Annotated in this window: 32 protein-coding genes; 26 read left to right on the top strand and 6 right to left on the bottom strand. The window is 41.8% G+C overall.

What is annotated here, in order from left to right; genetic code table 11:
• Positions 1–73: 73 nt before the first annotated feature.
• The 21 genes from QK890_RS03010 (at position 74) to QK890_RS02910 (ending at position 15,615) form a co-directional block, all read left to right on the top strand.
• Positions 74–1,294: a transposase gene (locus QK890_RS03010; protein ID WP_122119191.1), complete on the top strand. Its 1,221-nt coding sequence runs from the start codon at positions 74–76 to the stop codon at positions 1,292–1,294.
• Positions 1,295–1,516: 222 nt separating this feature from the next.
• Complete coding sequence (locus tag QK890_RS03005) at positions 1,517–1,861, top strand: hypothetical protein (protein WP_367627188.1); 345 nt, start codon at positions 1,517–1,519, stop codon at positions 1,859–1,861.
• A gap of 77 nt (positions 1,862–1,938) precedes the next feature.
• Positions 1,939–2,430: a YfbM family protein gene (locus tag QK890_RS03000; RefSeq protein ID WP_367627187.1), complete on the top strand. Its 492-nt coding sequence runs from the start codon at positions 1,939–1,941 to the stop codon at positions 2,428–2,430.
• Between the two features lie 89 nt (positions 2,431–2,519).
• The gene (locus QK890_RS02995) at positions 2,520–3,104 is read left to right on the top strand and encodes a hypothetical protein (protein ID WP_367627186.1); all 585 of its coding nucleotides are present in this window, start codon (positions 2,520–2,522) and stop codon (positions 3,102–3,104) included.
• A gap of 73 nt (positions 3,105–3,177) precedes the next feature.
• The gene (locus QK890_RS02990; protein ID WP_367627185.1) at positions 3,178–3,714 is read left to right on the top strand and encodes a DUF4303 domain-containing protein; all 537 of its coding nucleotides are present in this window, start codon (positions 3,178–3,180) and stop codon (positions 3,712–3,714) included.
• Positions 3,715–3,785: 71 nt separating this feature from the next.
• Positions 3,786–4,253, top strand: coding sequence for a hypothetical protein (locus QK890_RS02985; RefSeq protein ID WP_118477367.1), 468 nt, complete (start codon positions 3,786–3,788; stop codon positions 4,251–4,253).
• 39 nt (positions 4,254–4,292) lie between these two features.
• Positions 4,293–4,898, top strand: coding sequence for a hypothetical protein (locus QK890_RS02980; protein WP_032529706.1), 606 nt, complete (start codon positions 4,293–4,295; stop codon positions 4,896–4,898).
• Positions 4,899–4,982: 84 nt separating this feature from the next.
• Positions 4,983–5,399 (top strand): hypothetical protein, encoded by a 417-nt coding sequence (locus tag QK890_RS02975; RefSeq protein WP_118477369.1) that lies wholly within the window; start codon positions 4,983–4,985, stop codon positions 5,397–5,399.
• A gap of 79 nt (positions 5,400–5,478) precedes the next feature.
• On the top strand, positions 5,479–5,733 hold the full coding sequence (locus QK890_RS02970) for a hypothetical protein (RefSeq protein ID WP_367627184.1): 255 nt from the start codon (positions 5,479–5,481) through the stop codon (positions 5,731–5,733).
• A 137-nt stretch (positions 5,734–5,870) separates the two neighbouring features.
• Positions 5,871–6,365, top strand: coding sequence for an SMI1/KNR4 family protein (locus QK890_RS02965; RefSeq protein WP_117963675.1), 495 nt, complete (start codon positions 5,871–5,873; stop codon positions 6,363–6,365).
• Positions 6,366–6,431: 66 nt separating this feature from the next.
• Positions 6,432–7,547, top strand: a complete 1,116-nt coding sequence (locus tag QK890_RS02960) for an Imm5 family immunity protein (protein ID WP_367627183.1) — start codon at positions 6,432–6,434, stop codon at positions 7,545–7,547.
• A 68-nt stretch (positions 7,548–7,615) separates the two neighbouring features.
• The gene (locus QK890_RS02955; RefSeq protein WP_367627182.1) at positions 7,616–8,377 is read left to right on the top strand and encodes a PoNe immunity protein domain-containing protein; all 762 of its coding nucleotides are present in this window, start codon (positions 7,616–7,618) and stop codon (positions 8,375–8,377) included.
• Positions 8,378–8,428: 51 nt separating this feature from the next.
• Positions 8,429–9,025: a T6SS immunity protein Tdi1 domain-containing protein gene (locus QK890_RS02950; protein ID WP_367627181.1), complete on the top strand. Its 597-nt coding sequence runs from the start codon at positions 8,429–8,431 to the stop codon at positions 9,023–9,025.
• 66 nt (positions 9,026–9,091) lie between these two features.
• The gene (locus QK890_RS02945) at positions 9,092–9,556 is read left to right on the top strand and encodes a hypothetical protein (RefSeq protein ID WP_117963670.1); all 465 of its coding nucleotides are present in this window, start codon (positions 9,092–9,094) and stop codon (positions 9,554–9,556) included.
• A 40-nt stretch (positions 9,557–9,596) separates the two neighbouring features.
• A complete protein-coding gene (locus QK890_RS02940) occupies positions 9,597–10,145 on the top strand; it encodes a hypothetical protein (RefSeq protein ID WP_032529712.1) in 549 nt (182 codons plus the stop codon).
• A 27-nt stretch (positions 10,146–10,172) separates the two neighbouring features.
• Positions 10,173–10,997: a helix-turn-helix domain-containing protein gene (locus tag QK890_RS02935; RefSeq protein ID WP_367627180.1), complete on the top strand. Its 825-nt coding sequence runs from the start codon at positions 10,173–10,175 to the stop codon at positions 10,995–10,997.
• A gap of 95 nt (positions 10,998–11,092) precedes the next feature.
• On the top strand, positions 11,093–11,950 hold the full coding sequence (locus tag QK890_RS02930) for an RteC domain-containing protein (protein ID WP_367627179.1): 858 nt from the start codon (positions 11,093–11,095) through the stop codon (positions 11,948–11,950).
• A gap of 35 nt (positions 11,951–11,985) precedes the next feature.
• Positions 11,986–12,414 (top strand): helix-turn-helix domain-containing protein, encoded by a 429-nt coding sequence (locus QK890_RS02925; protein ID WP_175413995.1) that lies wholly within the window; start codon positions 11,986–11,988, stop codon positions 12,412–12,414.
• Positions 12,377–14,416, top strand: coding sequence for a bifunctional DNA primase/helicase (locus QK890_RS02920; protein ID WP_269098146.1), 2,040 nt, complete (start codon positions 12,377–12,379; stop codon positions 14,414–14,416). The genes QK890_RS02925 and QK890_RS02920 overlap by 38 nt, the downstream gene beginning before the upstream one ends.
• A 12-nt stretch (positions 14,417–14,428) precedes the next feature.
• Complete coding sequence (locus tag QK890_RS02915; RefSeq protein WP_117988226.1) at positions 14,429–14,707, top strand: helix-turn-helix domain-containing protein; 279 nt, start codon at positions 14,429–14,431, stop codon at positions 14,705–14,707.
• Between the two features lie 386 nt (positions 14,708–15,093).
• Complete coding sequence (locus tag QK890_RS02910; protein WP_367627178.1) at positions 15,094–15,615, top strand: dihydrofolate reductase family protein; 522 nt, start codon at positions 15,094–15,096, stop codon at positions 15,613–15,615.
• Positions 15,616–15,720: 105 nt separating this feature from the next.
• Here QK890_RS02910 and QK890_RS02905 read toward each other — a convergent pair whose 3' ends face one another.
• The 6 genes from QK890_RS02905 to mobA form a co-directional block, all read right to left on the bottom strand.
• On the bottom strand, positions 15,721–17,802 hold the full coding sequence (locus QK890_RS02905; RefSeq protein ID WP_367627177.1) for a DNA topoisomerase 3: 2,082 nt from the start codon (positions 17,800–17,802) through the stop codon (positions 15,721–15,723).
• A complete protein-coding gene (locus tag QK890_RS02900) occupies positions 17,799–17,987 on the bottom strand; it encodes a hypothetical protein (protein ID WP_122143630.1) in 189 nt (62 codons plus the stop codon). The genes QK890_RS02905 and QK890_RS02900 overlap by 4 nt, the downstream gene beginning before the upstream one ends.
• A complete protein-coding gene (locus QK890_RS02895; RefSeq protein WP_367627176.1) occupies positions 17,984–19,513 on the bottom strand; it encodes a DUF3945 domain-containing protein in 1,530 nt (509 codons plus the stop codon). Before QK890_RS02895 ends, QK890_RS02900 begins: the two co-directional genes overlap by 4 nt.
• Before the next feature lie 174 nt (positions 19,514–19,687).
• A complete protein-coding gene (gene mobC, locus QK890_RS02890) occupies positions 19,688–21,697 on the bottom strand; it encodes a conjugal transfer protein MobC (RefSeq protein ID WP_367627175.1) in 2,010 nt (669 codons plus the stop codon).
• A 20-nt stretch (positions 21,698–21,717) separates the two neighbouring features.
• Positions 21,718–22,956 carry a conjugal transfer protein MobB gene (mobB, locus tag QK890_RS02885; protein WP_367627174.1) on the bottom strand — a complete coding sequence of 413 codons (1,239 nt, stop codon included), beginning with the start codon at positions 22,954–22,956 and terminating at the stop codon, positions 21,718–21,720.
• A complete protein-coding gene (mobA, locus tag QK890_RS02880) occupies positions 22,941–23,378 on the bottom strand; it encodes a conjugal transfer protein MobA (RefSeq protein ID WP_367627173.1) in 438 nt (145 codons plus the stop codon). Before mobA ends, mobB begins: the two co-directional genes overlap by 16 nt.
• 358 nt (positions 23,379–23,736) lie before the next feature.
• Here mobA and QK890_RS02875 point away from each other — a divergent pair, with 358 nt between their 5' ends.
• The 5 genes from QK890_RS02875 to QK890_RS02855 all read left to right on the top strand — a co-directional run bounded on the left by QK890_RS02875 (position 23,737) and on the right by QK890_RS02855 (position 26,442).
• A complete protein-coding gene (locus QK890_RS02875) occupies positions 23,737–24,066 on the top strand; it encodes a hypothetical protein (RefSeq protein WP_118158783.1) in 330 nt (109 codons plus the stop codon).
• On the top strand, positions 24,063–24,824 hold the full coding sequence (locus QK890_RS02870; protein WP_118158784.1) for a ParA family protein: 762 nt from the start codon (positions 24,063–24,065) through the stop codon (positions 24,822–24,824). The genes QK890_RS02875 and QK890_RS02870 overlap by 4 nt, the downstream gene beginning before the upstream one ends.
• Before the next feature lie 4 nt (positions 24,825–24,828).
• Positions 24,829–25,266: a DUF3408 domain-containing protein gene (locus tag QK890_RS02865; protein ID WP_367627172.1), complete on the top strand. Its 438-nt coding sequence runs from the start codon at positions 24,829–24,831 to the stop codon at positions 25,264–25,266.
• A gap of 1 nt (position 25,267) precedes the next feature.
• On the top strand, positions 25,268–25,981 hold the full coding sequence (locus tag QK890_RS02860) for a hypothetical protein (protein ID WP_367627171.1): 714 nt from the start codon (positions 25,268–25,270) through the stop codon (positions 25,979–25,981).
• 164 nt (positions 25,982–26,145) lie between these two features.
• The gene (locus QK890_RS02855; RefSeq protein ID WP_224263108.1) at positions 26,146–26,442 is read left to right on the top strand and encodes a DUF4134 domain-containing protein; all 297 of its coding nucleotides are present in this window, start codon (positions 26,146–26,148) and stop codon (positions 26,440–26,442) included.
• Positions 26,443–26,449: the final 7 nt, after the last annotated feature.

Here is a 26,449-nt window from a genome sequence, read left to right as displayed (position 1 = left end):
AGACAACTAAAGCAACTATAAATCAACGACTTATATCAGCAAGTCAAAGGCGGACAAAAATAAACTCACTAATATGGTAGATTTGTTAAATAGCATATATACAGCCAGTTACAACACGAAGAAGTACCGTTTATCGGATTTCTTCAATCGGTGGTGGGACGAGTATGCACAGCACCCGGCGGAGTATATCACCCCCGAACAGTACAAGGCGGTGAACGCTATCCGTGTATGCCGTACAGCAGCTTTAGGCATAGATACATATGCTTGTCCCGAATGTGGCGAAGTACGGGAAATCTACCATAGCTGCAAGAACCGTTTCTGCCCGTCATGCGGTTGGCGTGATACGCTGAAATGGGCGGGACGCATGAAAGACAAGTTGCTGCGAGTGCCACACCGCCATGTGGTTATGACCTTGCCGCATATATTACTGGATTTGGTGAAGCACAACAAGAAAGAAATATTGAATATCTTGATGCGCACATCGGCTGAAACTGTTAAGGACTGGATGCAGCATAAGTTCGGCTTGAAAACCGGAGTGATTGCCGTGTTACATACCTACGGGGAAACGAAGCAGTTTCATGTACACACGCACATGATTATGTCGTGGGGTGGTATTGACAGCAACGGAAAGATTGTCATTCCCGAACGTGACTATGTACATATCCCCTCTATCTGTAAGGTGTTTCGCTACAAGTTTGAAAATGCGTTGATAGAACTGTTCGATGCGGGCAGACTGGAACATGATTTTCGTGATCGCATGGAGTTTATGGGCTTCATCAAAAAGGTGGCGAACAAAAAGGATTGGATTGTGCATTTGGAGCCGCCGATACAAATGCCGGAGCAGGTGATACAATATGTAGGCAGATATTCCAAAAGAGCGTGTTTGAGTGAGTATAAGATTACGGCAATGGATGGTGAAAACATTTCATTCCGCTATCGTGACTACCTGAACTCGCCCGACAGAAGAAATCCGGTAGAAAAGGAACTGACATTGCACTATCGTGAGTTCTTCCCCCGATTGTTGCAACACGTTCCCCTGCGTTACTTCCGCATCGTGAGGTATTACGGCTTCTACTCCAACAAAGGTAATTTGCCGGAAGAATACTTCGGACGGGATGAAAGCGAGATTGAGGAAGCCAAATTGCAGCAGGAAGAAAGCGAGTATGAAAACCCGTATTTCTGCGAGTGCTGCGGACAAATGAGAGTTTACAGTCACACAACGGTAGCAAGTGGCGGCACAACATATACGGTTGTATTGGAGCATTGCGACATACACAGACGAAAAGCGGCATGATAGCAACATGGGATAGCTATGCCCTGCCGTGAACAAATACAGAAAAATCCCATAAAACAGAAGAAAGGAGAACAAAAAATGAATGAAATACAGATAAGAGCAGTAATAAAACAAGGAAGGTGTAAGCGTGAACTTTACACCTCTTTCTGCCGGAAACAGCAGTTAAAAATTGAAGTTCTATATAATATGTAACAAGGCAAGGCGGGTAAAACTGTCTTGAACATGAAAATTAAGCACCTAAACGGTGCATATTTCCGTGCCATTATCAACAATAAGATGGAAGAGAGAATACTATATGATAAGATAAGAGATATTTGCGAATACGAACTTGGTGAATATACAAGTTGGGAAGACAATTTATTTCAAAAAGGGTTTATTGTTACAGCCCAATATTGTGCCGAAGGAGGAGAGCAACAAAAGGCTTATGATACTCTTCTTCGACTTCATAATTTTTATATTGGGAAAGAAAGTGATGAAAGTAAACTAAATTATATAGATGATTTATTGGACTGTGTTTCTGGTTTTGTTGGTAATGATAATTATAAAATATGGGATAAACACTTATAGATTGATAACAAACAGATTAACCACTCAAACAATAGGTTATCTGCTGGACATTATCAACAATAAAATAGAAAATAATTATGGGAATGTTAGGAGTTTACATGCTGACAGATGAAAACACAATGAATATATTATCTGATAACGATAATTTATTTGAAGCAGTGGAAAATTACGGAGAGGAGAAAACAACCATATCTTATGGTATTGACAAGTTATGGGATGGACTTCACTTTTTATTAACTGATAAGTCTGCACAAGAGCCTATTGAAGGAGAACCTTTAAGCGAAGCTGTTGTTGGTGTACACGTTCTTGATTGTGAGAGTTTTATAGCATATACTGCTCCATATGAAATTCATACTATCATAAAAGCACTGAATGAAGTGGATATAGATACGCTTATTACGGAAATGAATTTGTCTAAATTCAGAAAAGATAAAATATATCCCAATATTTGGGTAAAGAAGAATGAGGAACAACTAAAAAAAGAGTTGAAAAAAGAGTTCTTCAATCTGAAAACCTTTTATGAAAAAGCATTGAACTCTCAAACTGGAGTTTTAGTAAGTATTTACTAAATAGGTTGATAACAAGCACCTGTACCGTCTAATGGCGGTAAGCTGCATCCCATTAGGCGCAAAATAGTAAAACAAAAAAATATTATGTTATGAATTTCTTAAAGTGCATGAACAATTTTCCGTGGAATAGATTTGCCACGGTATATGAAACCAATTCAATCGGCTTAAAAGGCATCTTTATAAAGATGTTCAACAATACTGCTGAAATGTCGGATTATCAATACGTGATTGATAGGCTTGAATGTCAGGACACACTGTATAGAATTACCCCTTGGGGACTTAAATTCTATATTTGTTTGCTTATGGAAGACAAATCGAATCAAAATATATTATTACAAAACATAAATGTGCTTTTTGAAGCTGCAAATTATAATATGCAGGTCGATATTGCAACCAATTATAATCCAACCAAAGGTAATCTGATGAAATATGAGATAATTAAATCAAAACTCTTTGATAGAGATTTTGACGGAACAATGGATGCCGATTACATAAAAACATTCAAATCCATAGACCGAAATTTCATGCAGAGAAGTACAATAGATTTAATTCAACAGAATATTTCTTTGTTTGAAGATTTAGCAAAGTCAACGAATAGCAATATTGCCCAAAGTGCTTCTTTGCTTATTAATTCAATTTATAATCCTAAAAAGTATGACTTTGGTAAATCGTGATTAAATAATCGCCTAACAAGCACCTGTACCGCCTGACGGCGGCAAGTTGCATCCCATTACCAACAGTAGCATTATGGATAAGGAAATAGAAAAACTTACAGCAGCAATAACAAAAGCCACACGAATGGCTTTCCAAAAGTTGTTTAGCAATGGAGAACATTTCTATTATTGTGCGCTTTTGACAACTGGAGAAGGTCTTGCTCCCATTATTTCCGCATGGTCTTGGGAAGTATTAGACAGAGTATCACAAAAATATTCCAAAACATACGCACAAGATGTAAAGTGGTCTTATGCAGACTCTCCCTATTATGCTTTTGGAGATAACGAATATTTCGATGCTGTTAAACAACTTTTTGAACATAGGACAAACATTGATAATCTGAATGATGAAGCATGGGAAAAAGAGTTGGATTTCAGGATAATGGCAATGGTAGAAGCAATGTCAATTCTTGATAGCGAGGGATTGTTTGCGCAAAACCAATCACGCAAGAATATTCTGATAAATGTAGAATTGATGCCGCCTGATGCTTCGAATACACAAAGGGCTTTAGAGTTAAACAACCCAGAAGATATTGAAGATTATCTTCAAGAAGCTGCTGAAAGTGAATAATTAAGTTGGTAACAAGTAGATAAACTTCCCTAACGGTCAGTTATCTACATCCCATTACTAACAATAGTGCAATGAATAAAACAGTCCAATCCATACTATCATTGACAGCTTTCAGCCTTTTGCTGATAGCGATAACATTCTTTTTTAGCGGCTTAGGCTTCGGACGGCTGTTCGGAATGTATGGTGTTATGGAATATAGCTTATTAGGTGCGCTGGTGGTTTTAGATATGCTGATAATCTACAAAGTCTGTAAGCTATATTTCCGTCACCCCAAAGCTATCATGTTATGGTTCGGCATGGAATGTTGTTCTGTACTTTTGTGGCTTGCCTTTATCTGTATAGACCAAAATCTATTGGCTTGGCAAATTACAAACCTATTATTGCAAGTTGTCGGTTTGGACGGTTTCGCAGGAGATGAACGAGGGTTGAATATACTTGCGGTCTTATGCGGCATTATTTATCCGCTTATCGGGATTGGATGTTTATTCACCGGATTAAGATTTATAAATAAGTTAGTAACAACGAAAGATAGCATCTGACGATGCTTCTTTCTAACCATTAATATTAAAAGAAGCAATATGATACCTGATAGATTGAAAGAAGAGTTTAATTCATCGAAAAGTCTTTTTGATGAATTGAAAAAACAAATAGAAAAGAATGTTGTAAAGGTGGAAAATTATAAAGGTGAGTTTTATGAGATAGCCCCATATTCTTACCAAAGAGGTGGTTTTAAACAAGGGAAAATTGTCAGAAATGTATCAACTCTTAAAACGACTAATAATTTATACACTTATTCTTTTAATGCAGAAAATAAAATTATAGAAGTTCGAGAAGGTTGTGAACTTAAAGACCAATTCGATTATATTTTCTTGTTTTATGAGAAAGATTTTATGAAAACCATTGCATATGATAATAGTAAACGTCTTATAAATGTTTGCCATTATCAATATGGAAGTAATAATAAAATTGAAAAAATGTACTCGGTTGGATTTCGTGGAAGCAGAGAAGAAACTTATTTCTATGAGAATAATAGTCTGCAAAAAATAGTAATAAGACAATTTGATAGAAATGGAGTTGAACACGCAACTTTACAACATTCATTTGAATATAAGCCCAATGGAGAATTAAACTCTATTATTCTTTCAACAGAATTGTATTCTGAAACAATCTATCAAGAGAAGTAAACTTAATATTAACGAGCCGGGATAACGGACTAACGCCGTTCCCCGTCAAACCATTAGCATCAACAAACTAAAAAGTAATAAGATATGAAAGCGACAGAAATAATTTTTAATGAAGACCTCGAAATGTATGTGTTCTTGAAAGACTTGGATGATGAGGTTTGTATCACTTTATCAGATAGTTTATCTGCATCAGAAGAAGAACTGACAGAAGATTATAAAGGAAAGATTGCTTCTTTTGTAAACAATATGCCACAATGGTATAGTAGAGCTTATAATTCTATTATAGCATGGGCTAAAGATACTTACAAGATTGATGCACACGTACAAGATATAGAATTGATAAACATTTTCGTCTTGTTTGAACAAAATGAAGATGAACTGTTTGGAGTAGAGTTCAGAGTTGAATTTGACGTTGAACATGGTTGTGGTATTAAGATAAAGGTCGATAATGGCAAATATGATATTATCGAAGTAGGAACTGGAGATGTCGCTTTCTGCTGATAGTTAAATATGATGCTAACAACGCAGGATAACGGGCAAGCCGTTCCCTGCTAACCATTATCCATAAATAGTTCAATATATGAATAGAATAAAAACAAAGGGATATGCAAATCTTACACGAGAAGCATATATTATGTATTATTTTTGCAATCGAACTTGTGTAGCCAGCGTTGATGATTTCTTGAACCTTTTGAATACTCAAATAAAACTTGACTTCAATAGTTTCAAAAAATCACAGATTATATTGTTAGAAGATGATTTTGATTATTTTATATTGGATTGCAATATAAAGGATAATATTGTCAATATATATATGAAGAAGATTGGAGCTTAATATATGACCTAATAGAAACAAATAATCATTTCATTCTACGTGAATGGGAAACATCGGCATGAACATATGGATAACAAAGCGTGATAACGCTTACAGCGTTCCCCGCTTAAACATTATGAACAATTAAAAACTAATATATGATTGAAGCATTGAGAAATAGAGGATTTGTCGTACAAGAAAGAACAGAAGCTAATGAATTATCTTCTGACTTTTTGCAGCGATACAATAACCTGCCGACAGATTATTTGAAATTCCTGAATGAATTTCAGCTTATCACGAATAAAGACGATAACGCTTGGTTTAATTCCATTGAAGATTTTAACGGAGAAAGTGACAGTGGATTCCGTTGGAATGAATATGAAATGATGAGTCTCGAAGCACTTGGAGATGATGAAGAAGCCTGTAATGAAATCTGTAATTTTTGGAATATACATATTCCCATTGCTATAGCAGTCGAGGGAGAATATCAGTATTTATGTATTGATTTGTCAACAGAAAACTATGGTAAAATTTATTATGGCTTAGAACCTGAATTTGAAGATTCAGCAGACTTACTCTGCAATAGCTTCAATCAATTATTAGAACTGCTTTCTTCTGACAATGAAGATAGTAGGCTTATATCTTTTAAATGAGTTCATAACGATGCAGGATAACGCTTACAGCGTTCCCTGCTTAGCCATTAGAAACAATTAGTGCGCATGAAATATAGTGAAGCCATAAATTCATTGATAAGAAAGGGGTTGAATGAAGTAAATCATTCAATCAATGGACATTTGCCTTTATCTATAAGACGTGAGATACTGCAAACAATCAATGAGCCATGCGTCATTGGGAAAATAAGCATTTCATGCGCATTGAAAGTATATCCGATATGGAATGATTTTTTCAAGAATGATACTGAAATAATCGGATTGATAAAACAGTCGGAGAAATTTCTATTAGGGCAGATAAATGAAAAAGAGTTGTTAGGTAATGCCGAACATTTAGAAGTGTTCGTTCAAGATTATAACAAAGAGGACAATATTATGGCAATGTTTGCGGGTATGACTGCCGTTCATGCCGCATACGATGTTCTTACAAGTGGGGGTATGGAAGAATGTGTTTCGGATGAAGAAGCGTTACAGAACCCTGACACATGGGACACTGCTTTTATTGCAAGTTTAGCCTATAACGGTGGGGCTGTCGCTTTAGACGCAATCAATCACGACCGTAATAAAGAATTTTGGAATTGGTATCTGACTGATTGTATCAGAATAGCTTTTTTCAACGATAAATTGCCATATCCTCCCACCACTTCAATAGTATCTGCCCAATACTTTTCGGGGAATAATATTAAGGAGTATCGTACTCAACCAAATATTTGGAAAGAAAATGCAGAATGTCGTTCCCGCATGAATGACATCAAAGGAATTTTAGTCAAAATAATGGATATTACCCATTGGACTAAAAGTGATTTCTATTTTTATCATGTTGGAACTGCTTCTTATACCCAAGTTTTCTATTATAAAGGAAATGAACTTGTCAAATTTAACCTTGACATAAATATTTCAATGTATCTTTCCCGAAAAGTGGGAGAATTGAAAGATTTGATGTATTCCTTATGTTCGCAAGAGGGAGCTTTTTATCTATGTAAAATAACGATAGGTAGAGAAATTACAATGGATATAAAGTTTGCTTATAACACGAGGGATAAAGTTCTGCAAAAGTCCTTCTTCGATAGTGATTTCAGTGAGGATTTTGAGAAATATCCACGAGCTAAGAAATTCATTCCTGAATGGTTATCGGATATACTTAAAAGGAAAAAAAGAATTTAGTTTCTAACAGCGCAGGATAACGGCAAACCGTTCCCTGCTATACATTAACATTAAAAAAGCGCACCATAATGGAAGTACGAGACAAGTTAAATACAGCAGAAAAATATCAATCACTAATTGATATGAAAAGGGCTTTTATTTCGGAAGAACTAAAGGATTTAGGAGAGTTAGAGCAAGAAAAAATATTGGGGCATCCTGTCGATGATGATATAATATTTAACATATCATACAGTATCTTCGAGGAACAAAAGGCAGTTTTTATCGCCTTATATTCTAAAGGGGAAGCGATTCACAATCTTATACCCGAATACCGTTCATTGATTGATTATATGGATAAGGGTTGGAATAAGATTGGCGGTTATGTACAAATGATATGGATGCTTTCTTGTGGCATAATGTTGAACACGCCTTTATCTGAATTTGAAAAAATGACAGTGTTAGTAAAAGCGCAAGGATTAAAAGATTTTTTAATTGATTTTCTTATTCGATATAAAATACCTGCATGGGATATATCAACGAATGATTTCGTAGATATTCGACCTTACAAGGGCTTGCAGGATGTTATTTTATTATCGAAGCAAGATAAGGAAAAAGCTGTAAACCGCTTGAAAACTTATCTTTCAAAGGAATGGTACAGAGGACATTCGGATTGTGGGTGGCATGATAATCACAAAACAGCATCTATCCATTTCGGTTATTGGAGTTTTGAAAGCGGTGCATTAGTCAAGATATTAGGATTGGACGATAGTAGTCTGAAAGGACTACAATACTATCCTTATGATATGGTGCACTGGGACGAGAATAGAAATGACATTAATAACGCAGGATAACAGCAAAGCGTTCCCCGCTTGCCCATTAGTAACAATTAGAGCATAAATATTATGTACGAAGAATTTTTAAATCAGAACATAAACTGCGCAAGGCAGGTAGCGGATGACGCTTTTCTTGTAAAGTATGCCAGCAAAGCCCCTAAAGAGTTGATTACCCTATGGCAAGAAGTTGGTTTGGGTATATTTTCTAATGGTCTGTTTCGTATTGTACCACCTGATGATTATCAGGATTTTGTAGATACATATATCGAAGACAAAGAAAAATATTTTGAATACTTGCTACCTTTTATGACAACTGCGTTTGGGGATATATTTGTATGGGTTAAAGACATTTGCCAAAATCAGGAATACGTTATCTTTATTAATGTAAGAAGCGGTGACTGGGATATTGTAACTTCACGAATGGATTTATTATTTAGTCTTTATATAGCATCAGAGGGATGTTTGAAAAGAAAATTTGAAATAAATATTTCTGATTTCTCTAAACTGGTAGAGAGGTTAGGACTACCTGCCGAAGATGAATGTTACGGCTATGTTCCTGCATTAGCATTGGGCGGAAATAAAAGCCTTGATAATATTCAAGTCGTAAAAATGTTACCATACATTGATATGATAGCCCAAATGATAGGGGCTTTTGATATGAAATAATGAAGTTACTAACGAAGCAGGCTAACGCTTACAGCGTTTCCCGCTTAACATTGGCATAAAGACAAAATGAAAGTCACAAACGAACCCCGCAGCCGTTTTGAGCAAATGAACTCAAAGCGCAGTACGAAGAAATACAGCTATTGTTTCTTCGACTATCTGTATTACAGGCTTTATGTCACCTACAAGAAGCACAACGACCCGCCACGTTTCAGTGCTTGCTGCGTGTTTGCCGCCACTTTCGATGTTATGCTGCTATTTCTAAGCATCTATGTAAACAATGTTTTGACAGATTCTTACTTTTCGCGGAAGAATTTCACGGAACTGCAAGGCGGACTAATGGTTCTTTGTCTGGATACATTGTTTTGCGTTATCCCCTTTTACCTGCGGTACACCCGGAAGCGGACTGCCGCCATACTGCTGAAATACAAAGGCAACAAGTGGAACAGGATTATCCCCATATGGATAATATATACTTTTCCGGGATGGGGTCTCTTGGCAGGGATAGGAATATATATGTTGATATTCAAATAAGTAACAGATTATAAATAAGATTCATAGAAATCAGTAAAGTATGAAAGCGACATTGAAATACCCCATATTCCAGTTCAGCCCGGACGAAAATATGGTTTATACCTTTTGGAAAGAGAACAAAACAACGCAGCTTGCCCTACTGAAAGAGTGCAAGGGGTGGAATGGCGATATAGTGATAGATTCCACCGGGACAAAGTACACCGTCCGGCGTTCCTACATGACCGGATGGAAAGGCATACACGGCTTTACGGGAATGAGTACGGGGATGATTAGTTACGAAACGGAATATGAAGATAACCCCGAACCTTTCTCCTTGCGCCAATTGCAAGAGAGGATAGCGGAGAGATACCCCAAGACACGGTGGTTCCGGGAAGAATGTTGGGACAGCGTGGACGATTTCCGGCAAACGATTTTCGCTTGCAAATCCTTTGAGGAACTTGCCGAAACGATGATGCCTAAGCATGAATTTACCGTTTGGGAACGTATTCAGGATTATTTCTTCCGTGGATTCTTCTTGGTGCTCGGCGGCATGCTCCTTTATATAATATGGCTGTTCATTAAAAAGGCATGGTTATGGATTGTTGGATAATATGCTAAAAAAATACAGTTATTAAATATGGAAAAACGGATTACATCACTGTTGTTGGCAAACAATCCCGGTAATGAACTGGTACGGCGTGTCAAGGAACTGGATGATAAAATAAAGTGGTTGCAGCACAACAGCCGGAACATGGATAACTACTTGGAACTGGAACCGTTCAGCAAGGACAGTGAACTGTGCGGGTACGTCTGCGACACGTTGAAAGCATTGCCGGAAGTCCCGACCATCGCCGCCTGTAAGGATTATAAGGCGATAGTCATATTGCTGGGGATTTCTATCACGCATTACCAAATACTGGACGAACTGGCGGAACAGCACCGCCACAGGGACGATGTACCCGAACTGCTGGCGTACTGCGATGCGCTGCACTGGATGCGACCGGGGCGGCAATACCTGTGCAACGTATATAATACGGTGTGTTACGCTTTCCATCGCCTGCGCCTGCATCCGGTAAAAGACAGCATCCTGCTGATAACGGAAAAGGAGCTGCGCCATGCCGAACGTATGCTGCCGGAACTGGGCAAGCAGACGTTCATCGAAATGGTGCGGATGAAAGGGTATAAAGTATATGATGCCAAAAGGCTGGCGGAAGCGTGCGGCATGGAATATGGGGCGTTCCGGCGGAAGTTAAAGAAAATGACCGGGTACACGACAAGCCAGTGGGTAAAGATAGAACGGGCAAAAGACGTGGCACACTACCTGAAAAACACGAACTATACACTGACCGAAGTAGCGTTCACCACCGGGTTTTCATCCACATCGAACCTGAACGACTTCTGCAAGGATTACCTGCTCGATACTCCCGGCGAAATAAGAAGAAAAGCGCAAAATACAAAATAATGCACGCTATGAAGAATAGAATGTGAAAAATGAAGAATAAAACAGCGATTTAAAGCCTGTAACTTTGCGCCCGATTAATAAAGGAACGATTAATTATGGGACAACAGAATTTGAACGAATACTTTACCGACCTTTTGCAAAAGGTGGATTTACAGATACAGGATTTTGAAGATAACAACAACGACCCTTTCAGCCTGTGCAAACAGGTCATTGACTACCTGCAAGAAATCATAGGGGAACTGAAAGCCTTTATCATTTCCTACTCTTTCACCAGCAAGGAAGAAGAAATTTATTTCTTCAAAGAGCAAAAGCCAATAATAGCAAGTAAAATTATCTATTACAATACGGTTTACCAGTTTGAACTGCGTTTTCCGAACGGCAGCGAAGAAAGGCAAAAGGAGTTCATTATGGCGGAAACCGACCGGATTTTGGCGCATTTCCAACGTAATATAAGTTTCTACCAGTATTACCGGACAAAAGCCACCTATTTAGACCATAAATATTTCCTGCGTGGGAAACCTGACATTCATATCCTTATAGATAATTTCTATTATGAAGCAGACCCACAGTTCAGCACCAGTTATGATTATAAGGTAGCCAAAATTTTAGCCATCGAACTGTTTGCCATCTACCTCACCAACCGATTGAATGAACTTGAACGGCGTTTCCAACGCCAGCAGGTCAAAAACGGGAATATAAAGAAGCTGCTCCGGTGGACGGGGACAAAACGGGCATTGGTGGAACTTATCTACGCACTCTATACCAATGGCGATTTCAATAAGGGAACGGTTGATATAAAGGATATTGTATCTTGCTTTGAAGATATGTTCGACATAGATTTAGGTGATTTCTACCATACCTACATGGAACTTAAATCCCGGACAAATGACCGGACACATTACCTGAACACCCTGCAAAAACGACTGTTGCGCCGGATGGAAGAACAGGAGTAAACCTTATCCGATTAACAAACTTTATTTCGCCACAGGTGGGTTCGCCTGTGGCTTTTTATTTCCCCGAACCGTCCAACTTTGCAGCAAATCAATTAGTTAATAAAATGGACGTAATAACAGTAGAAACAAAAGCCTTTAAGGAATTGATGGCAAAAATCAATGTGATTGCCAATTATGTATTTTCCCGTCAGGACGACTGCAAAGAGAATGAGGATGATATTTGGGTGGATAGTTACGAAGTATGTACTTTCCTGAAAATCAGCGACCGCACCCTGCAACGGCTTCGTTCCAAAGGAGAAATCGCTTACTCTACCATCAGGGGACGCAATTTCTATAAAATCGGTGAAATAAAACGGTTGCTGGAAAGCCGTTTGATAAAGAGCAATGACGAATGTATGCGTAACCTGATAACCAACCACAAGCTATATGTTAAGGAAAGACGAAATATTAGAGAGGACAAATAACGGTCTGAACGTGTTTAAACATTATATTCCCGGCACGTGGCGGGTCGGTCGTAATTTCCTTAATCCATTGTATGAGGACAGCAAAGCGTCCTGTAACATCTATTTTGACCGCCGTAGCAACAGTTATAAGCTGAAAGACTTCGGAAATGACGATTATTCCGGCGACTGCTTCTTTTTTGTGGGTATGCTCAAAGGGCTGGACTGTAACAATTCAAGCAGTTTCATAGAAATTTTGCGGATTATAGACCGGGATTTGTCACTGGGACTTTCAGAGGGTAATCCCATACCTGTACCTAAAACATTCAAAGAACCGGAAAAGCCTGTGCCTGCTCCGGTAGAACGTACTGGCAGACCGTACACATTCAAGGAGAGGAAACTTACCGCTTCCGAACTGGAATACTGGCAACAATACGGCATTACCCCTGAAATACTGGAACAGTATAAAGTCTGTTCAGTGGTTCAGTTCCAAAGTGAAAATGCAGATGGCAATCCGTTTTCTTATTCTTCCACTAAGGAAGAACCCATTTACGGGTATAAGAACAAACGTTTCATCAAACTGTACAGACCGTTTTCCAAGACCCGCTTTCTATATGGCGGAAACATTGGCGAAAGCTATTGTTTCGGGCTGGAACAGCTACCCAGTAAAGGCGATACCCTGTTTATTACGGGCGGGGAAAAAGATGTCATGTCACTGGCAGCGCATGGTTTCCATGCGATTTGCTTCAATAGCGAAACGGTAACTGTTCCGCCGAACATCATTTATAAACTTACATTCCGGTTTAAACATATCATATTGCTTTACGATATGGATGCTACCGGAGTGGAAAGCGCAAAAAAGCATGAGAAACAACTCTGTGAATACGGTGTGAAACGGTTGCTTCTCCCTTTGCAGGGGACAAAATCGGAAAAGGACATTTCCGATTATTTCCGGGCGGGCAACAGCCGGGAAAATTTCATCAAACTATTTATCGACTTCTTAGATACAATCTATAATGAAACAATGACTATGCTTAAATCGTGTGAGATTGATTTTAATAATCCTCCGGCAAAAGCGCAGGAAATTATTTCGGCGGGTGACGTTCCACTGGGAACACAGGGGAACTTGTGCTGCATCACTGGCGGAGAGGGAACAGGGAAAAGTAACTATGTGGCTGCACTGGTGGCGGGTTCAATCCGTCCGGCGGATATTCAGATTGATACGCTGGGTATCAATGTGAGTGAGAATACGAAACATAAAGCCGTCCTGCTTTACGATACGGAACAATCGGAAGTACAACTGTTCAAGAATGTAACCAACCTGATAAAGAGGGCGAAACAGACCGACAAGCCGGATGAATTTAAGGCTTTCTGCCTTACGGGTATGTCCCGCAAAGAACGGCTGCACGCCATTGTTCAGAGCATGGACAGGTATTATTTCCAATATGGGGGTATTCAGTTGGTAGTGATAGATGGCATTGCAGACCTTGTAAGATGTGCCAATGATGAAGCGGAAAGCGTGGCAATCATAGATGAACTTTACCGACTGGCAGGGATATATAAGACCTGCATCATCTGCGTGCTGCATTTCATACCCAACGGATTGAAACTGCGGGGGCATTTAGGCTCGGAGCTTCAACGCAAAGCGGCTGCTATCCTCTCGATAGAAAAAGACGAAGACCCGGCTATGTCTGTGGTGAAAGCCCTGAAAGTAAGGGACGGCAGCCCGTTGGATGTTCCCTTGATGCTCTTTTCGTGGGACAAGGTAGCCGGGATGCACCTTTACAGGGGTGAAAAGACCCGTGAGGAAAAAGAGAAGCGCAAGGAAAAGGAACTGGTCGGGGTTGCCCGTGACGTGTTCGGCAGGCAGGAGCATATAACCTACATAGACCTGTGCGAGCAGATACAGCAGATTTTGGACGTGAAAGAACGCACCGCAAAAAGCTATATCCGCTTCATGCGGGAACGGGATATTATCATTAAAGACCCGTCCAACCAAAGTTATTTTATGATTGGTATAATTTAATCAGACAGCCTTATGTATATAGATAAAGATGATTTTACTGCATGGATGGAACGTATCATGGATAGGTTCGATATGCAGGACAAGAAGATAGACAAAGTGATAAACGGGCGTAATTGTTTGGACGGGGAAGAACTACTGGATAATCAGGACTTGTGCCTGCTTCTGAAAGTAGCCCCCCGAACACTGACCCGTTACCGGAAAAAGGGAATACTCCCTTTCCTTATGTTGGACGGTAGATGTTATTACCGAGCAACGGATGTACACAAGTTAATCCGTGAGAAAACCGATTAATTTTTTCTTTTCTAATGGCTTTAAATCCTGTTTTGTCGTGAGATAAGGCAGGATTTCTTTTATTGTATGCCGAAGTTTTCAGGGATTTGGCTAACTTTGCAAAAGTTACATAAGAAAATAACGGCGATTGAACAGTAACCTGTGATTTCGCCTTTATATATAACATATTCGTTCGCAGAATATCTCACTACGAAAACTGGCACTTTTCAAAAATGACGAGATTTTCAGCGCAATGTCTATGCTATGTTTTAACATAGCGTGGGCTTGCCTGTTTCGTCATTTAGGTATGCCAGTACCTCGTAGTGGAACAGTGTGAGTTCACGCTACTTTTTAGATATTGGCGGACAGTTTGAATAAGGGTTATAAACTGTTTAATACCTGATAATATGAAGCAAATAAAAGCGAACATCGCTGTATCTCTTGACGGGTTTATCGCAACGCCGGACAATGAACTGGACTGGATGCCCCAAAATGTAAGAACCTTACTGAATAAGGAATACGAAACTACAAATTACCTGTTGCTGGGTGCGAATACCTATACCTGTATTTTTGAACATTGGGGCGGATGGCCGTACAAAAGTAAAAAGACTTTTGTAGTGTCCCACTACGACACCAATGTGACCGAAAAGGAGAATGTAACCTTTCTTACCGATATGCCCTTACGGGCAATCAATGAACTTAAATCAAGTTCGGAAACGGATATTCAGGTCATTGGCGGGGGTAAGTTTATAACCTCGCTGATTGAAGCGTCCCTGCTGGATGAAATAACGCTGTATATCGTTCCGGTCATGCTTGGGGACGGTATGAAGTTTATAGGCAAGACTTTCGGGTCGAAGTGGGAACTGACCGGACACCGGGTTATAGACAATCAGGTCGTTTGCCTGACCTACCAGTATAAAGGAGAATGATTAAAAAAAGCACCCGGTGTCCCTCCGGGTGCTTCAACCACAAAAATTTCAATTATAAATCTATCTATAATGAAATTTTCTGTGGCAAATATAACTATTTCCGTCTTATTTCTTCGGTTTGCCTTTCTTTTCAGGGAACACGAAAGTAACATTAAACTGTTCGTCAAAGGCAAGTGAAGCGTCAAAGACTTTGCCGTTCTTGCTTTTAAAGCCTTTGATTAGCCCGGTTTTCCCGGTAGTCACCAGTTCGGTAATCTGTTTGTCCGTTAGCTGCTTGTCGCTCTTGTTGCGGAAGATGGTAACGGAACAATCCACATTGGAACATTTGGCGACTTTCGGATAGAAAAGGATGCGTCCGGTCTTACATTTCGGGCAGATACAACCACTGCCCGAAGCGAAAGAAAGTTGAACATCCAAAAGTTCAGCCGTGATTTGCCGTGCATACACTTCGATGCCTTTGCGGAACGTGTCGGGGTTCATTTCTCCGCTTTCGATTTTGGCAAGCGTATTTTCCCACATTCCCGTCATTTCAACGTCTGCTATCTTCTTGTCCCGGATGATGTTGTAAACGGCAAGACCTTTCTCGGTCGGGACAAGGTTCTTTTTCTCCCGGACGATATACTGGCGGGAAAACAGCGTTTCGATGATGGCTGCCCGTGTTGCGGGCGTGCCTATACCCGTATCTTTCATGCTGGCTTTCAGGTCGGCGTTTTCCAGTTCTTTTCCTGCTGTTTCCATCGAAGAAAGCAAACTGCTTTCCGTGTGTAACGGCTTGGGCTTGGTCTGTTTCTCCAGTAGTTCAATGCCGGAAAGCGGTAAACTATCTCCGTCCTGCATGGCGGGCAGGGTGGCGTTATCTTCCCCGTCCTCTTTCTCGCCGAATACGGCACGCCATCCGGCGGACTTGATTACAGAACCTTTGACCGTGAAAAGCGACCCTGCACATTCCAGCGTTACACTGGTAACGTCTTTGACGCATTTTTCAGAAAAGGCTTCCAACATCCGTCCGGCTATCAGTTCATAGATTGCCTGTTCGTCTGTTTCCAGTTTACCGGGCAGGTTTTCCGTTACTATCAGGGCGTGGTGGTCTGTTACCTTGCCATCGTTCACGGAACGGGAATTTAAGGCTTTGCCTTTCATTCCGGCAGCATACCCGGCAAAACGGGCGTACTGTTCCAAATTAACAAGACGTTCCGGGATTTCCTCGAACACGTCCTGTGAGATATAACGGCTTCCGGTTCGGGGGTAGCTGATTAGTTTACCCTCGTATAACTTTTGGGCGATGGATAGGGTTTTGTCTGCGGAAAAGTTCAGTTTGGTATTCGCTTCTTTTTGGAGCGTGGTTAGGTCATAGAGCAACGGCGGTTCTTGGCTCACTTCCTTACGCTCTACGGTTTTCACCTGTACCGTTTCCGTTTCCTTTATCCTTTGCAGCGTGTCGATGGCGGGCTGCTGCATATCGTATTTGTCTGCGGATAGTGCAGCAAAAGAAACATTGTCCTTTGCTGCCTGTAATTTCAGTTGCCAATACTTTTGTGGGACAAAGTTCTTGTTCTCCAAAAAGCGGGTACATATCATTGCCAACGTGGGCGACTGTACCCGTCCCAAAGAAAAAATGCCTTGTCCGGCTGCCACACTTAAAGCCTGTGTACCATTAATTCCAATTAAATAATCCGCTTCGCTGCGTGCCTGTGCCGAAAGGAAAAGGTTATCATACAGGCTACCGGCTTTCAGGTTTTGCAGTCCCTCACGGATTGACTTGTCGGTAAGGCTGCTTATCCATAAACGGACAAAGGGCTTGTTACATCCGATATACTGGTAGATGTAGCGAAAGATAAGTTCTCCCTCTCTCCCTGCATCGGTAGCGACAATTATCTTATCCGACTGGTCGAATACTTCTTTGATTATCTTTAGTTGTTTCAATGCGCCGGGGTCTGCCTTGTACCCTTTTTCCGCTTTCACTTGTCGGGGTGTAAGTTGAAAACTATCCGGGATAATAGGCAGACTTTCCCGGCGGAAACTCTGTATGCCGTATGCTTCCGGCATTGCCAAACCTACAAGATGGCCGAACGCCCAGGTAACGAGATACCCGTTACCTGAAAGATAGCCATCCTGTTTTTCACTCGCTCCTAAAATACGGGCAATGTCCCTTGCCACACTTGGTTTTTCTCCGATTACTGCAATCATTCTAATTTTGATTTTAATTGTTCCACTTCTTTTTGTCTTAGGATTTTCCGGTCATAGTAGATGTGATAGCCATCTATATAATATTGTCGGTTCTGCTCGTCTATGACTTCCCAGTCTGTTTTGTAACAGACAAGGGTAAACAGGGCGAAACCGACAACCGGGATAAGGATTAACACCGCTATCATCTTTTGCGTCCCCTGCTCTGTTTGGGTTTGTCCGTCTGCTCCTGCTTCTCCTTTTTATCCTGCTTGGTTTTCTGCTTTTCAGTGGGCTTGTCCTGACCCTTTTTCAAGGGTTCTTTCACTTTCTTGGTGGCTTCGTTGGTCTTGCCTTCCGAATTGACCGCTACCTGTGTGCGGTTCTTGCTGGCGGGGGTAATCTCTTTCACGGCGGAACGGTCAAAGCTGGGATTGTCACTGTAAAAGCCTAACTTCTTTTTATCATGGTTCACCTGAATATAAGCATCGTATTCGACCCCCCGCTTGTCTTTCAGCCCGGCAACAAAGATGGTTTTGTCATTGACTAAATCCTGCTGTTGCTGGCGGGATAGCTCTATTCCTGAAATGCTTTTGGGAATGGTTACACCGTCACTGGTGACAAGGCTGTTCTGCTGTTCCTGTTTCTGCCGTTGCTCCTGTGACTGTTTGGCATTGGGATAGATAAATTCCAGACTTTTCTTGTCCGCATTGACCTGAACAGTTGCGGAAAAGGGATTTTTACGGTTGGAAATCATGTTTTCAAGGAATACCCCTTTTCCTTCCCGTAAGGCTTCCTTTTGTTCCTTGTTCAGTTTGACACCCTTTATTTCATCCGGTATTTGGACGCTGCTTGCACGCATGGAAACCAATTCGTTTGTTACCTTATCCACGCTGACGAAAGAGGGTATCATTTCTCCCGTGATATAGTTTTTCAGGTTTACTATCCGTCCCATGTTTCCCGTTTCAAGAAGATTGGCTTTATCTTCTTTGGAAAATTCATGTCCGAAGAACGGACGTTCAAGTTCCGGCTTTTGTCGGATGCCGTGTATAGCCAAAACTACATTCCCGTCCTTGTCGTGCCGGAAAGATAAACGTGCGTCCAGTTTCATAATGGCTGAATTGTAGTTACCTGCAATGGTGAACGCTCCGGGTGACTTGTAGCCCCTTAACATGGGTTCTAAAGCCTTTGCCTTTTCAAGCTGTTCTTTGGATAGACCAAAATTCTTCAAGGCTTCCCAGTCCACCTTATCCGGGTCAATCACATACTTGCTTTTGTCGGGTTGCTGCGGTGCTTGCGCCGTTGCTCCCGTTTCTTTGGCTGGCTGCTGTTGGGTTTGGGTTTCCTGTTGCTCTTTCTTGGCTTCCTGCTTCACGGTTTCAGGTGTCACCCGGTAACGCTCTATGCCCGCTTCGTTTTCAGGTGTCGGATGATTAAAATTATCCCTGATTATCGGCTCTATTTTGGGAAGTTCAATCTTAGGGATTTTGAAGAAGTTAAAACGGGTCGGGTTCTTCAACTGGTTCATCATATTGGAAAAGAAGTTGGAAAAGAAATCACCGTGACGGTCGAATTTCAGAAGTTCGCTGTTGTTCTCCGGTGGTACGGTTTGGAGTTCCCCGTTTTCATCCACGCCTTTTACTGCGCTGATTGTCTTTTTCTCCTTATCCAGTACAAGAAGAATATCCATCATCTGTTCGTCAGTGGTGGATTGGCTGGCTGTGTTTACATCCATAATGTTTTGAATTTTAGTGAATAAATAAAAATTTCGGAAGTAAAAGTAAGGATGAAATAGAGTATATTTAAGGATTTGGGAACGGGTGGCTTTATTAGTCCTCGTTTGGCTTCATTAGTCCACACAAACAGAAACGGCAGCCTGTAAAAAGCTGCCGTTTATCTGAAAAATCTTCTATTCTTCTGTTTTTATTAAGTGCTGCAAATTGGGGTCGTTCTTAATCCGTTCCATTTCGTCCGTGACAATCTGCTGGACTTCCTGCTTGACCCGGTTGTAGTTCGCCTGTATTTCTTCCTGCATCCGGTCGTTCCCGTCCTCGTCCCTGAAATCTATAATTTGGGGCAGCTTCTTGTAGTTGGCAGTTTCCCGTTTCACTTGCTCGTTATCCACCACAATTTCCGCATGGAATATTTTCTGCTCTATCCGTTCATCGAAATTGTCACTGACCGCACCCACAAACATACCCTGCGTCAAGTTGGATATTTTACTGGGTGGTATCAGGCTATCCATTTGCGTACTGATAGAGGTTGATTTATCATTCCGGTTGATAGTCATGCTTTGCCGTTTTTGTAGTACCTTTCCGAAACGGTCTGAAAGCGTTTTTGCTGTTTCAGAAACCACCTGACCGCTAAAAATATTACCAACCGTATTTTCGATTACTTTGCTTTCCTTGTCCCCATAATCCCGGCGTAACTGGCTGAAATCCTGAAAGCCCAAACAGACCGCTACCTTGTTGCTTCGTGCCGTTGCTATCAGGTTATCCAGTCCCCGAAAATAGATAGTAGGTAATTCATCAATGATTACAGAACTTTTCAGTTGGTGCTTCTTGTTTATCAGCTTCACGATACGGGAATTATATAATCCCAAAGCACAGGAATAGATATTTTGGCGGTCGGGATTGTTACCTACTACTAAAATTTTAGGTTCTTCCGGGTTGTTTATATCCAGTGAAAAATCGTCCCCTGTCATTACCCAATATAAAGCGGGTGAAATCATCCTCGAAAGCGGGATTTTAGCACTTGCAAGCTGCCCCTGAAGCTGGTCTTGGGCGTTGGATTCCCATGCGTCCATGAACGGTGAAAGGTAGTTTTCCAGTTCGGGATAACTGGTTAAAATAGTGAACGTGTCGGCGTACTTCTTGTTCAGAAATTCAATGGCGTGCGGAAATGTACAATACTTACCACCCTGATAGATTTTCAAAAACCATATTATAGAAGCCAGCAGGATAATCGGGCTTTCCACAAAGAAATCTCCCTGTTTGGTTATCCAACTGCGGTTCAAATTTAACATGATTGTATAACTGGCTTCGTATGCGTCCGATATGTCCGTCATAAATGCCGGATTTATCGGGTTGCATCGGTGGCTCTTACGTGGGTCGTCAAAATTGATTATGTAAAATTTGGGCTTCACCTTGTACCCGTCCGAATGGTTAAGTAAATGATTGTAGGCTATCTCCGAAAGGTCGGGAAATTTGTAATCATACAGATACATTGCGAAGCCCTTTTCTATTTGCTGTTTGATAAATTGATTTACGACACAAAAAGACTTCCCACTGCCCGGATTTCCAACAACGATGCACGCACGAAAAATTGCTACAACGTTTATCCATCCATCGTTCCACTTCTTTTTATAGTAGAAACGAGAACGAAGATTTACGGAATATTCGTTTTCTATCAGGCGTGTTTCTTGTGCGAAACTTTCGTTTTCCAAATTAAAAACATCATCCATCAGGTTATTTTTCAACAGGCGGGAAATCCATACTCCGGCAGCCAATAACGAAAGATACCCGGCTGTCATGGTAAAGATATACAATGCCGTGTTTGCCGCCAGTGGCAACGGCAGAACCAACAGCCACCAGTTTAGGAAAAACAGGATAAAACCGATAGTGAGGAACACATAAATCCTGTTCCATGTGATTTTTTCCTCTTTCACTCCCTTTGTTCCCAAACAGGAAAGCGCAAGGAATACCACTGAAAAAAGTTTGGTATATAGGATATTGGAGAACAGCCCGGCGGTACGCTGGAAGTTCAACAGGATTTTATCGACTACCCCGATATTGATACCCCATTCCCTGAACGACTGGTAACAAAACCAATAAATGTTTATCACTACAAATAAAATACTGATTGCCTGCATAAAGTCCATGACCTTTGCAAGTCCTCTTAAATCATCTTCATTCTGCATAATTGAAATTTTTATAGTTATTAAATACGTCTTTGTTTCTTCTTCTTTTTCTTCTTGGGTGGTGGAACTTGGCTGTTGTCGGGTGGCGTATCGTCCCCACCGGATAACAGGCTGAACAGTCCCGCAATGGCTTTACCTGTATTTGAAATATGTCCGGTCGGGTTATATTCAGGCGTGCGTTCCTGCGTTTCCTGTTTACTGTTTCCCGTCAAAGTACGGGAGCCGGAAAACAGGTCGTTGAACACATTGGCGGAAAAGTCCTTTCCCAACCGTGAACCGTTCAGGACGGTACGGTTTTCATGGTCGATGAATGCTACCCCGTATATCCTGCCCGTATCGTTCTGCCGGAATAGTACATCTATGCCTTTCGCTTTCAAGTCTGCAATCAACTGTTCCCGGCTACGGGCGGATTGCATCACTGCGCCCACTGTTCGGCGGGTACGCTCTTTCAGGTTCTTGTCCTGAATGTCCTTTGCGGATTTCTTGATACGCCGCTGAATGGCTTCGTAACCTACCGACTTACCCAAAGAAGAAGATTTGAACGGGTTTCCTTGCTTTTCCCCCTTGTCATTGGTCGCCGAATAGACAATGCCGTTATAAGGTTTGCCGTTTACTTGCCCTTTCACTTCCTCCGCCTGTACATTATATATAGATAGCAACGCTTTGTATTCCATAAAACTCTGGAAACGGTAACTGCCGACAAGGGCTTTCACCGTATTGGATAACTGGTGCTTTACGTCCCCCGCCTGATAGTCCACCTTTTTAAGTTCGGGGCGGTCGGCTGCCTGTTTCTTCTCTGCCGGATGCAGCCCGTACTTCTGTTCCAGTTCACGGGTAATTTGTTTGCTGCGGATATGCTCGAACTTGTCGTTTATCTTTTTGCCCGTATCATCCACCCGGATGGAAACGATATGTATATGATGCCTTGTAATATCTTCGTGCTTGTACACCATATACGGCTGATTGCCGTACCCCAACTTATCCATATACTCTTTAGCAATGTCCGCAAGCTGGTTGTCGGAAAGTACATCGTCCGGGTGCGGGTTCAGGGAGATATGGATAATCGGTTTTTCCGTTTTCAGGTCTGCGGGCAGGTGCATATCGAAACATTCCATACATCGCCGGATGCTGAAATTTCCGTCCTCGCTTTCAAACATACGGTTACTTAAAAGTACCTTCCCCTGTTCTTCATCCACCTTGTTTTGGTTATAGGAAAGCGCACCGAACAGGGAACTGCCTACGCTTATCTTTGCAACCATCTTGTTTCAAACTCACGGGTCAATTCAATAATTTGGCGGTTCAGGTCGGCAAGTTCTATCGTTGCCTTTTCCAGTTTATAGAGAAAAGCGAGAGCTTTCTTCTCTGAAAAATTGGTATTGAGAGCCTTTACCACCTGATTATAATTCACGGTGATACCCCTGTACTGGGAATATAAAGCGGTCAGCCGGGTATAATATTCTACTGCCGCCTTGTCTATTTTAATCACTTTGAACGGTTCGCCAAAGATGCGGGCGGTGATAAAATGCGCTTTGGTGCGCATACCGGACTGGTCGAACAATGCCAAAAAGCGGGCGTGGTCTATCGCATTGAAGCTGATAGAGTACCGGAACACTGCCGGGTCTGCTTTGGGCTTTCGTCCTGCGCCACCCGGACGGGACGCATTTTCATTTTTCTGTTTCATGCTACATTTCTTTAAAGGGTTACGACTTCGGAGTGACCCTATCCCGGCTTCGTCCGGGCAAGGCGTTCAAAGCTGCTGAAAGAATTTCAAGCTGCTTAGAACACACCTTGCTATTTGCCAGTGCAAATAAAAATCCGCCTACGGACGGATTGGAGTTAGCGGATATTGGAACGCTCCCGGCGGCGGGGGCTTGGTTAGCCTGACCGATACCTTTCGGTTACAAAGTAACGGGTATTAAAAATGCTGTGAAATAGCGGGTTATAGGACAAATGAGGACAAACGGGGACATTTGAGGACACATCTCGAAAGGGGTTGTTTTTCTACGTTTATTTGTCCCGGATTTAAGAAAGAAAGCAATATGGATAGATGGATATATGTAACGGAAAGCAGACGGAAAGAAAGCGGTTTTGAAAACTTGAAAACAAGATTTCAAGATTGCAATCTTTCAAGAAAGCAGGAAAGCAAACCGGATGGAATGATTGAAAGAAAACTGTCATTCAATCGGGAAAGCAAACTGTCTGCAAAGAAAACAGGCTGTCTTTGCAGAAAGATAACAAGAAACAAGGAAAGAGAAAAAGAAGTCATTCCGGCTTTCGAGCTTTCAACATGGAACGAAAGAAAACCATCCGTCAATCTGTACGGATGGAATGAAATAAAGATGTATCACAAAAAAGAATTATTACAATGAAGAAAGAAACCTTGTATGTGGCTTTCTCCACCCAAAAGGGCGGGGTCGGCAAAACAACGTTCACCGTCTTGGTGGCAAGTTATCTGTATTATCTCAAAGGGTATAACGTGGCGGTCGTGGATTGCGACTACCCGCAGCATAGTATAAGTGCCATGCGCAAACGGGATGCCGAACAGGTGAACGGTGACGATTATTACAAACAGCTTGCTTTCAGCCAGTTCAAAGCACTGGGAAAGAAAGCGTACCCGGTGTTGTGTAGTTCACCTGACGAAGCGATAAAAACGGCGGATGAATTTCTTGCGTCTGCCGGGTCGGATTATGATGTGGTCTTTTTCGACCTGCCCGGAACGGTGAACAGTGAGGGTGTTATCAATTCGCTTTCAGGGGTGGACTACATTTTCACTCCCATAGCCGCCGACCGGGTGGTATTGGAAAGCAGCCTTTCCTTTGCGGTGGCTATCGACAAACTGCTGGTAAAGAATGAAGCGTGCCGACTGAAAGGGCTGCACCTGTTTTGGAACATGGTAGATGGGCGGGAAAAAACAGACCTGTATACCCTGTATGAACAGACCATCGGGGAACTGGAATTACCCCTTATGAAAGTATTTATCCCGGACACCAAAAGGTTTAAAAAGGAACTGGACGCACAACGTAAAACCGTGTTCCGTTCTACGCTGTTCCCGGCGGACAAACGGCTGGTAAAGGGCAGCAACATGGAAGAACTGATAACCGAAATCGCATACCTTATAAAACTGTAACGATATGGCAAAGCAAAGCGGCGGGAAACCGCAAATTGACGAGGATTTTATGAAAGAGATTATTTCACAGGGCTTGCCCGTGAAAAAACAGGAAATACCATCGGTAACAGTGGAAACACCGGATAAGCAGGGAACGGTGGATAAGGAAGAAATCAAGGCAGAACCAAAGGAAGAAAAGGCGGTGAAAGAACATGCCCGCCGGAAAAAGAACACTCCGGGCGATTATCGGGAAACCTATTTCATGCGGGTGGACTTGACCGACCGACAACCGTTATATGTCAGCCGTACCACCCACGAAAAGCTAATGAAGATAGTAACCGTTATCGGCGGACGCAAAGCAACCGTGAGCAGCTATGTAGAAAATATCCTGCTCCGGCATTTCGACCAGTTTCAGGACGAGATAAACGAACTGTACGAAAGCAAATTTGAAAAGCCGTTCTGATATGTTGAAATGGTTTATTATCGGAACACTCCTGTATTACGCCGTTCTCTTATGGCGATACAGGGATAGCTTGGGAACATGGTTCACGGGTGGGAAAAAGCAGCCGGAACAACCGGAAAGCAAACCGACCGGAAAAATAGAAAATAGTGATTGCCTTGTAGGTGCAAGCCGTTACCGAATGGGACAAATGAGGACAAACGGGGACATCTTAGGACACCTTTCAAAAGAGGTTGATAATGCTTCTATATTTGTTCCGCAAAGCGATGAAGCGGTGGAAGAAACGCCTGATAACAAACAGGTGGAAGATGAAAATACCGATACCCTACAAGCGATTGAAACCGAATTTGAAATGGAATTTGAAACGGAAAATACGGAAGAAACGGACGTTTCGGCGGATGAAATCGAAGCGGAAGAAATCGCCTGCTACATGGGTGACGGTGAACCGGAAATGGCGCAAGGTATCACACTGGGGGAACTGGCGCAAATGGTTCAGGTCATTCAGATAAAACAAGCATCCGAAACGGAAGAACGGCAAGCGGTACAAACCATCTGCCGGACGGAAACAAACCTGTTTCATTCGCTGGTGGAGCAGATTAACGGGGGCAGGTCACGGGTGGCGGAACTTTTACAAAAGCATGAGATACCCGTGCCCGCCACTGTCCCGGCTGCCGTAAGTAATGAAATGGCAGATTTTGACATGAACGATTTTCTTTAATGGTAAACTTTAAATAATAAGATGATGAAACAAAAAGATTACGGTTAAACAAACCTTTCCGAACATGGGGAACATTCCCCACAACCACAAAAATATCAATTATTAATCACTCCGCCGGGCGGACTATCCAACCGTCCGGCAATTTAAAAATCAATGTATTTATAATGAAAAAGAAAGTTCTCTTTTCGGTAGCCGTGCTAATGGCTGCATCCTCCGCTTTTGCACAAGGTAACGGCATGGCGGGTATTACAGAAGCTACCAATATGGTAACATCCTATTTCGACCCGGCGACAAAATTAATTTACGCCATTGGTGCGGTGGTCGGCTTGATTGGGGGCGTGAAAGTCTATGGCAAGTTTTCTTCGGGCGACCCCGATGTTTCAAAAGTCGCCGCTTCATGGTTCGGTGCTTGTATCTTCCTGATTGTGGCAGCCACTATCCTACGTTCATTCTTCCTCTAAAGAAACA

Source organism: Bacteroides sp. NGMCC 1.200775 (genome assembly GCF_040798045.1).
Classification (GTDB): Bacteria; Bacteroidota; Bacteroidia; order Bacteroidales; family Bacteroidaceae; genus Bacteroides; species Bacteroides hominis.
Note: the sequence above shows the minus strand (reverse complement) of the source record. Positions and strands in the feature narration are given on the sequence as shown.

Excerpts from the sequence above, each read along its gene's own strand:
- QK890_RS03010 (WP_122119191.1), top strand. The coding sequence starts at position 74 with ATGGTAGATTTGTTAAATAGCATATATACAGCCAGTTACAACACGAAG.
- mobC (WP_367627175.1), bottom strand. The coding sequence starts at position 21,697 with ATGCAGAATGAAGATGATTTAAGAGGACTTGCAAAGGTCATGGACTTT.
- QK890_RS02860 (WP_367627171.1), top strand. The coding sequence starts at position 25,268 with ATGTTGAAATGGTTTATTATCGGAACACTCCTGTATTACGCCGTTCTC.
- QK890_RS02855 (WP_224263108.1), top strand. The coding sequence starts at position 26,146 with ATGAAAAAGAAAGTTCTCTTTTCGGTAGCCGTGCTAATGGCTGCATCC.
- QK890_RS02965 (WP_117963675.1), top strand. The coding sequence starts at position 5,871 with ATGATTGAAGCATTGAGAAATAGAGGATTTGTCGTACAAGAAAGAACA.
- QK890_RS02910 (WP_367627178.1), top strand. The coding sequence starts at position 15,094 with ATGAAGCAAATAAAAGCGAACATCGCTGTATCTCTTGACGGGTTTATC.
- QK890_RS02945 (WP_117963670.1), top strand. The coding sequence starts at position 9,092 with ATGAAAGTCACAAACGAACCCCGCAGCCGTTTTGAGCAAATGAACTCA.
- QK890_RS02865 (WP_367627172.1), top strand. The coding sequence starts at position 24,829 with ATGGCAAAGCAAAGCGGCGGGAAACCGCAAATTGACGAGGATTTTATG.
- mobA (WP_367627173.1), bottom strand. The coding sequence starts at position 23,378 with ATGAAACAGAAAAATGAAAATGCGTCCCGTCCGGGTGGCGCAGGACGA.
- QK890_RS02930 (WP_367627179.1), top strand. The coding sequence starts at position 11,093 with ATGGGACAACAGAATTTGAACGAATACTTTACCGACCTTTTGCAAAAG.
- QK890_RS02950 (WP_367627181.1), top strand. The coding sequence starts at position 8,429 with ATGTACGAAGAATTTTTAAATCAGAACATAAACTGCGCAAGGCAGGTA.
- QK890_RS02990 (WP_367627185.1), top strand. The coding sequence starts at position 3,178 with ATGGATAAGGAAATAGAAAAACTTACAGCAGCAATAACAAAAGCCACA.
- QK890_RS02875 (WP_118158783.1), top strand. The coding sequence starts at position 23,737 with ATGGATAGATGGATATATGTAACGGAAAGCAGACGGAAAGAAAGCGGT.
- mobB (WP_367627174.1), bottom strand. The coding sequence starts at position 22,956 with ATGGTTGCAAAGATAAGCGTAGGCAGTTCCCTGTTCGGTGCGCTTTCC.
- QK890_RS02975 (WP_118477369.1), top strand. The coding sequence starts at position 4,983 with ATGAAAGCGACAGAAATAATTTTTAATGAAGACCTCGAAATGTATGTG.
- QK890_RS02935 (WP_367627180.1), top strand. The coding sequence starts at position 10,173 with ATGGAAAAACGGATTACATCACTGTTGTTGGCAAACAATCCCGGTAAT.
- QK890_RS03000 (WP_367627187.1), top strand. The coding sequence starts at position 1,939 with ATGGGAATGTTAGGAGTTTACATGCTGACAGATGAAAACACAATGAAT.
- QK890_RS02955 (WP_367627182.1), top strand. The coding sequence starts at position 7,616 with ATGGAAGTACGAGACAAGTTAAATACAGCAGAAAAATATCAATCACTA.
- QK890_RS02980 (WP_032529706.1), top strand. The coding sequence starts at position 4,293 with ATGATACCTGATAGATTGAAAGAAGAGTTTAATTCATCGAAAAGTCTT.
- QK890_RS02895 (WP_367627176.1), bottom strand. The coding sequence starts at position 19,513 with ATGGATGTAAACACAGCCAGCCAATCCACCACTGACGAACAGATGATG.
- QK890_RS02900 (WP_122143630.1), bottom strand. The coding sequence starts at position 17,987 with ATGATAGCGGTGTTAATCCTTATCCCGGTTGTCGGTTTCGCCCTGTTT.
- QK890_RS03005 (WP_367627188.1), top strand. The coding sequence starts at position 1,517 with ATGAAAATTAAGCACCTAAACGGTGCATATTTCCGTGCCATTATCAAC.
- QK890_RS02960 (WP_367627183.1), top strand. The coding sequence starts at position 6,432 with ATGAAATATAGTGAAGCCATAAATTCATTGATAAGAAAGGGGTTGAAT.
- QK890_RS02870 (WP_118158784.1), top strand. The coding sequence starts at position 24,063 with ATGAAGAAAGAAACCTTGTATGTGGCTTTCTCCACCCAAAAGGGCGGG.
- QK890_RS02915 (WP_117988226.1), top strand. The coding sequence starts at position 14,429 with ATGTATATAGATAAAGATGATTTTACTGCATGGATGGAACGTATCATG.
- QK890_RS02920 (WP_269098146.1), top strand. The coding sequence starts at position 12,377 with ATGTTAAGGAAAGACGAAATATTAGAGAGGACAAATAACGGTCTGAAC.
- QK890_RS02995 (WP_367627186.1), top strand. The coding sequence starts at position 2,520 with ATGAATTTCTTAAAGTGCATGAACAATTTTCCGTGGAATAGATTTGCC.
- QK890_RS02970 (WP_367627184.1), top strand. The coding sequence starts at position 5,479 with ATGAATAGAATAAAAACAAAGGGATATGCAAATCTTACACGAGAAGCA.
- QK890_RS02985 (WP_118477367.1), top strand. The coding sequence starts at position 3,786 with ATGAATAAAACAGTCCAATCCATACTATCATTGACAGCTTTCAGCCTT.
- QK890_RS02905 (WP_367627177.1), bottom strand. The coding sequence starts at position 17,802 with ATGATTGCAGTAATCGGAGAAAAACCAAGTGTGGCAAGGGACATTGCC.
- QK890_RS02940 (WP_032529712.1), top strand. The coding sequence starts at position 9,597 with ATGAAAGCGACATTGAAATACCCCATATTCCAGTTCAGCCCGGACGAA.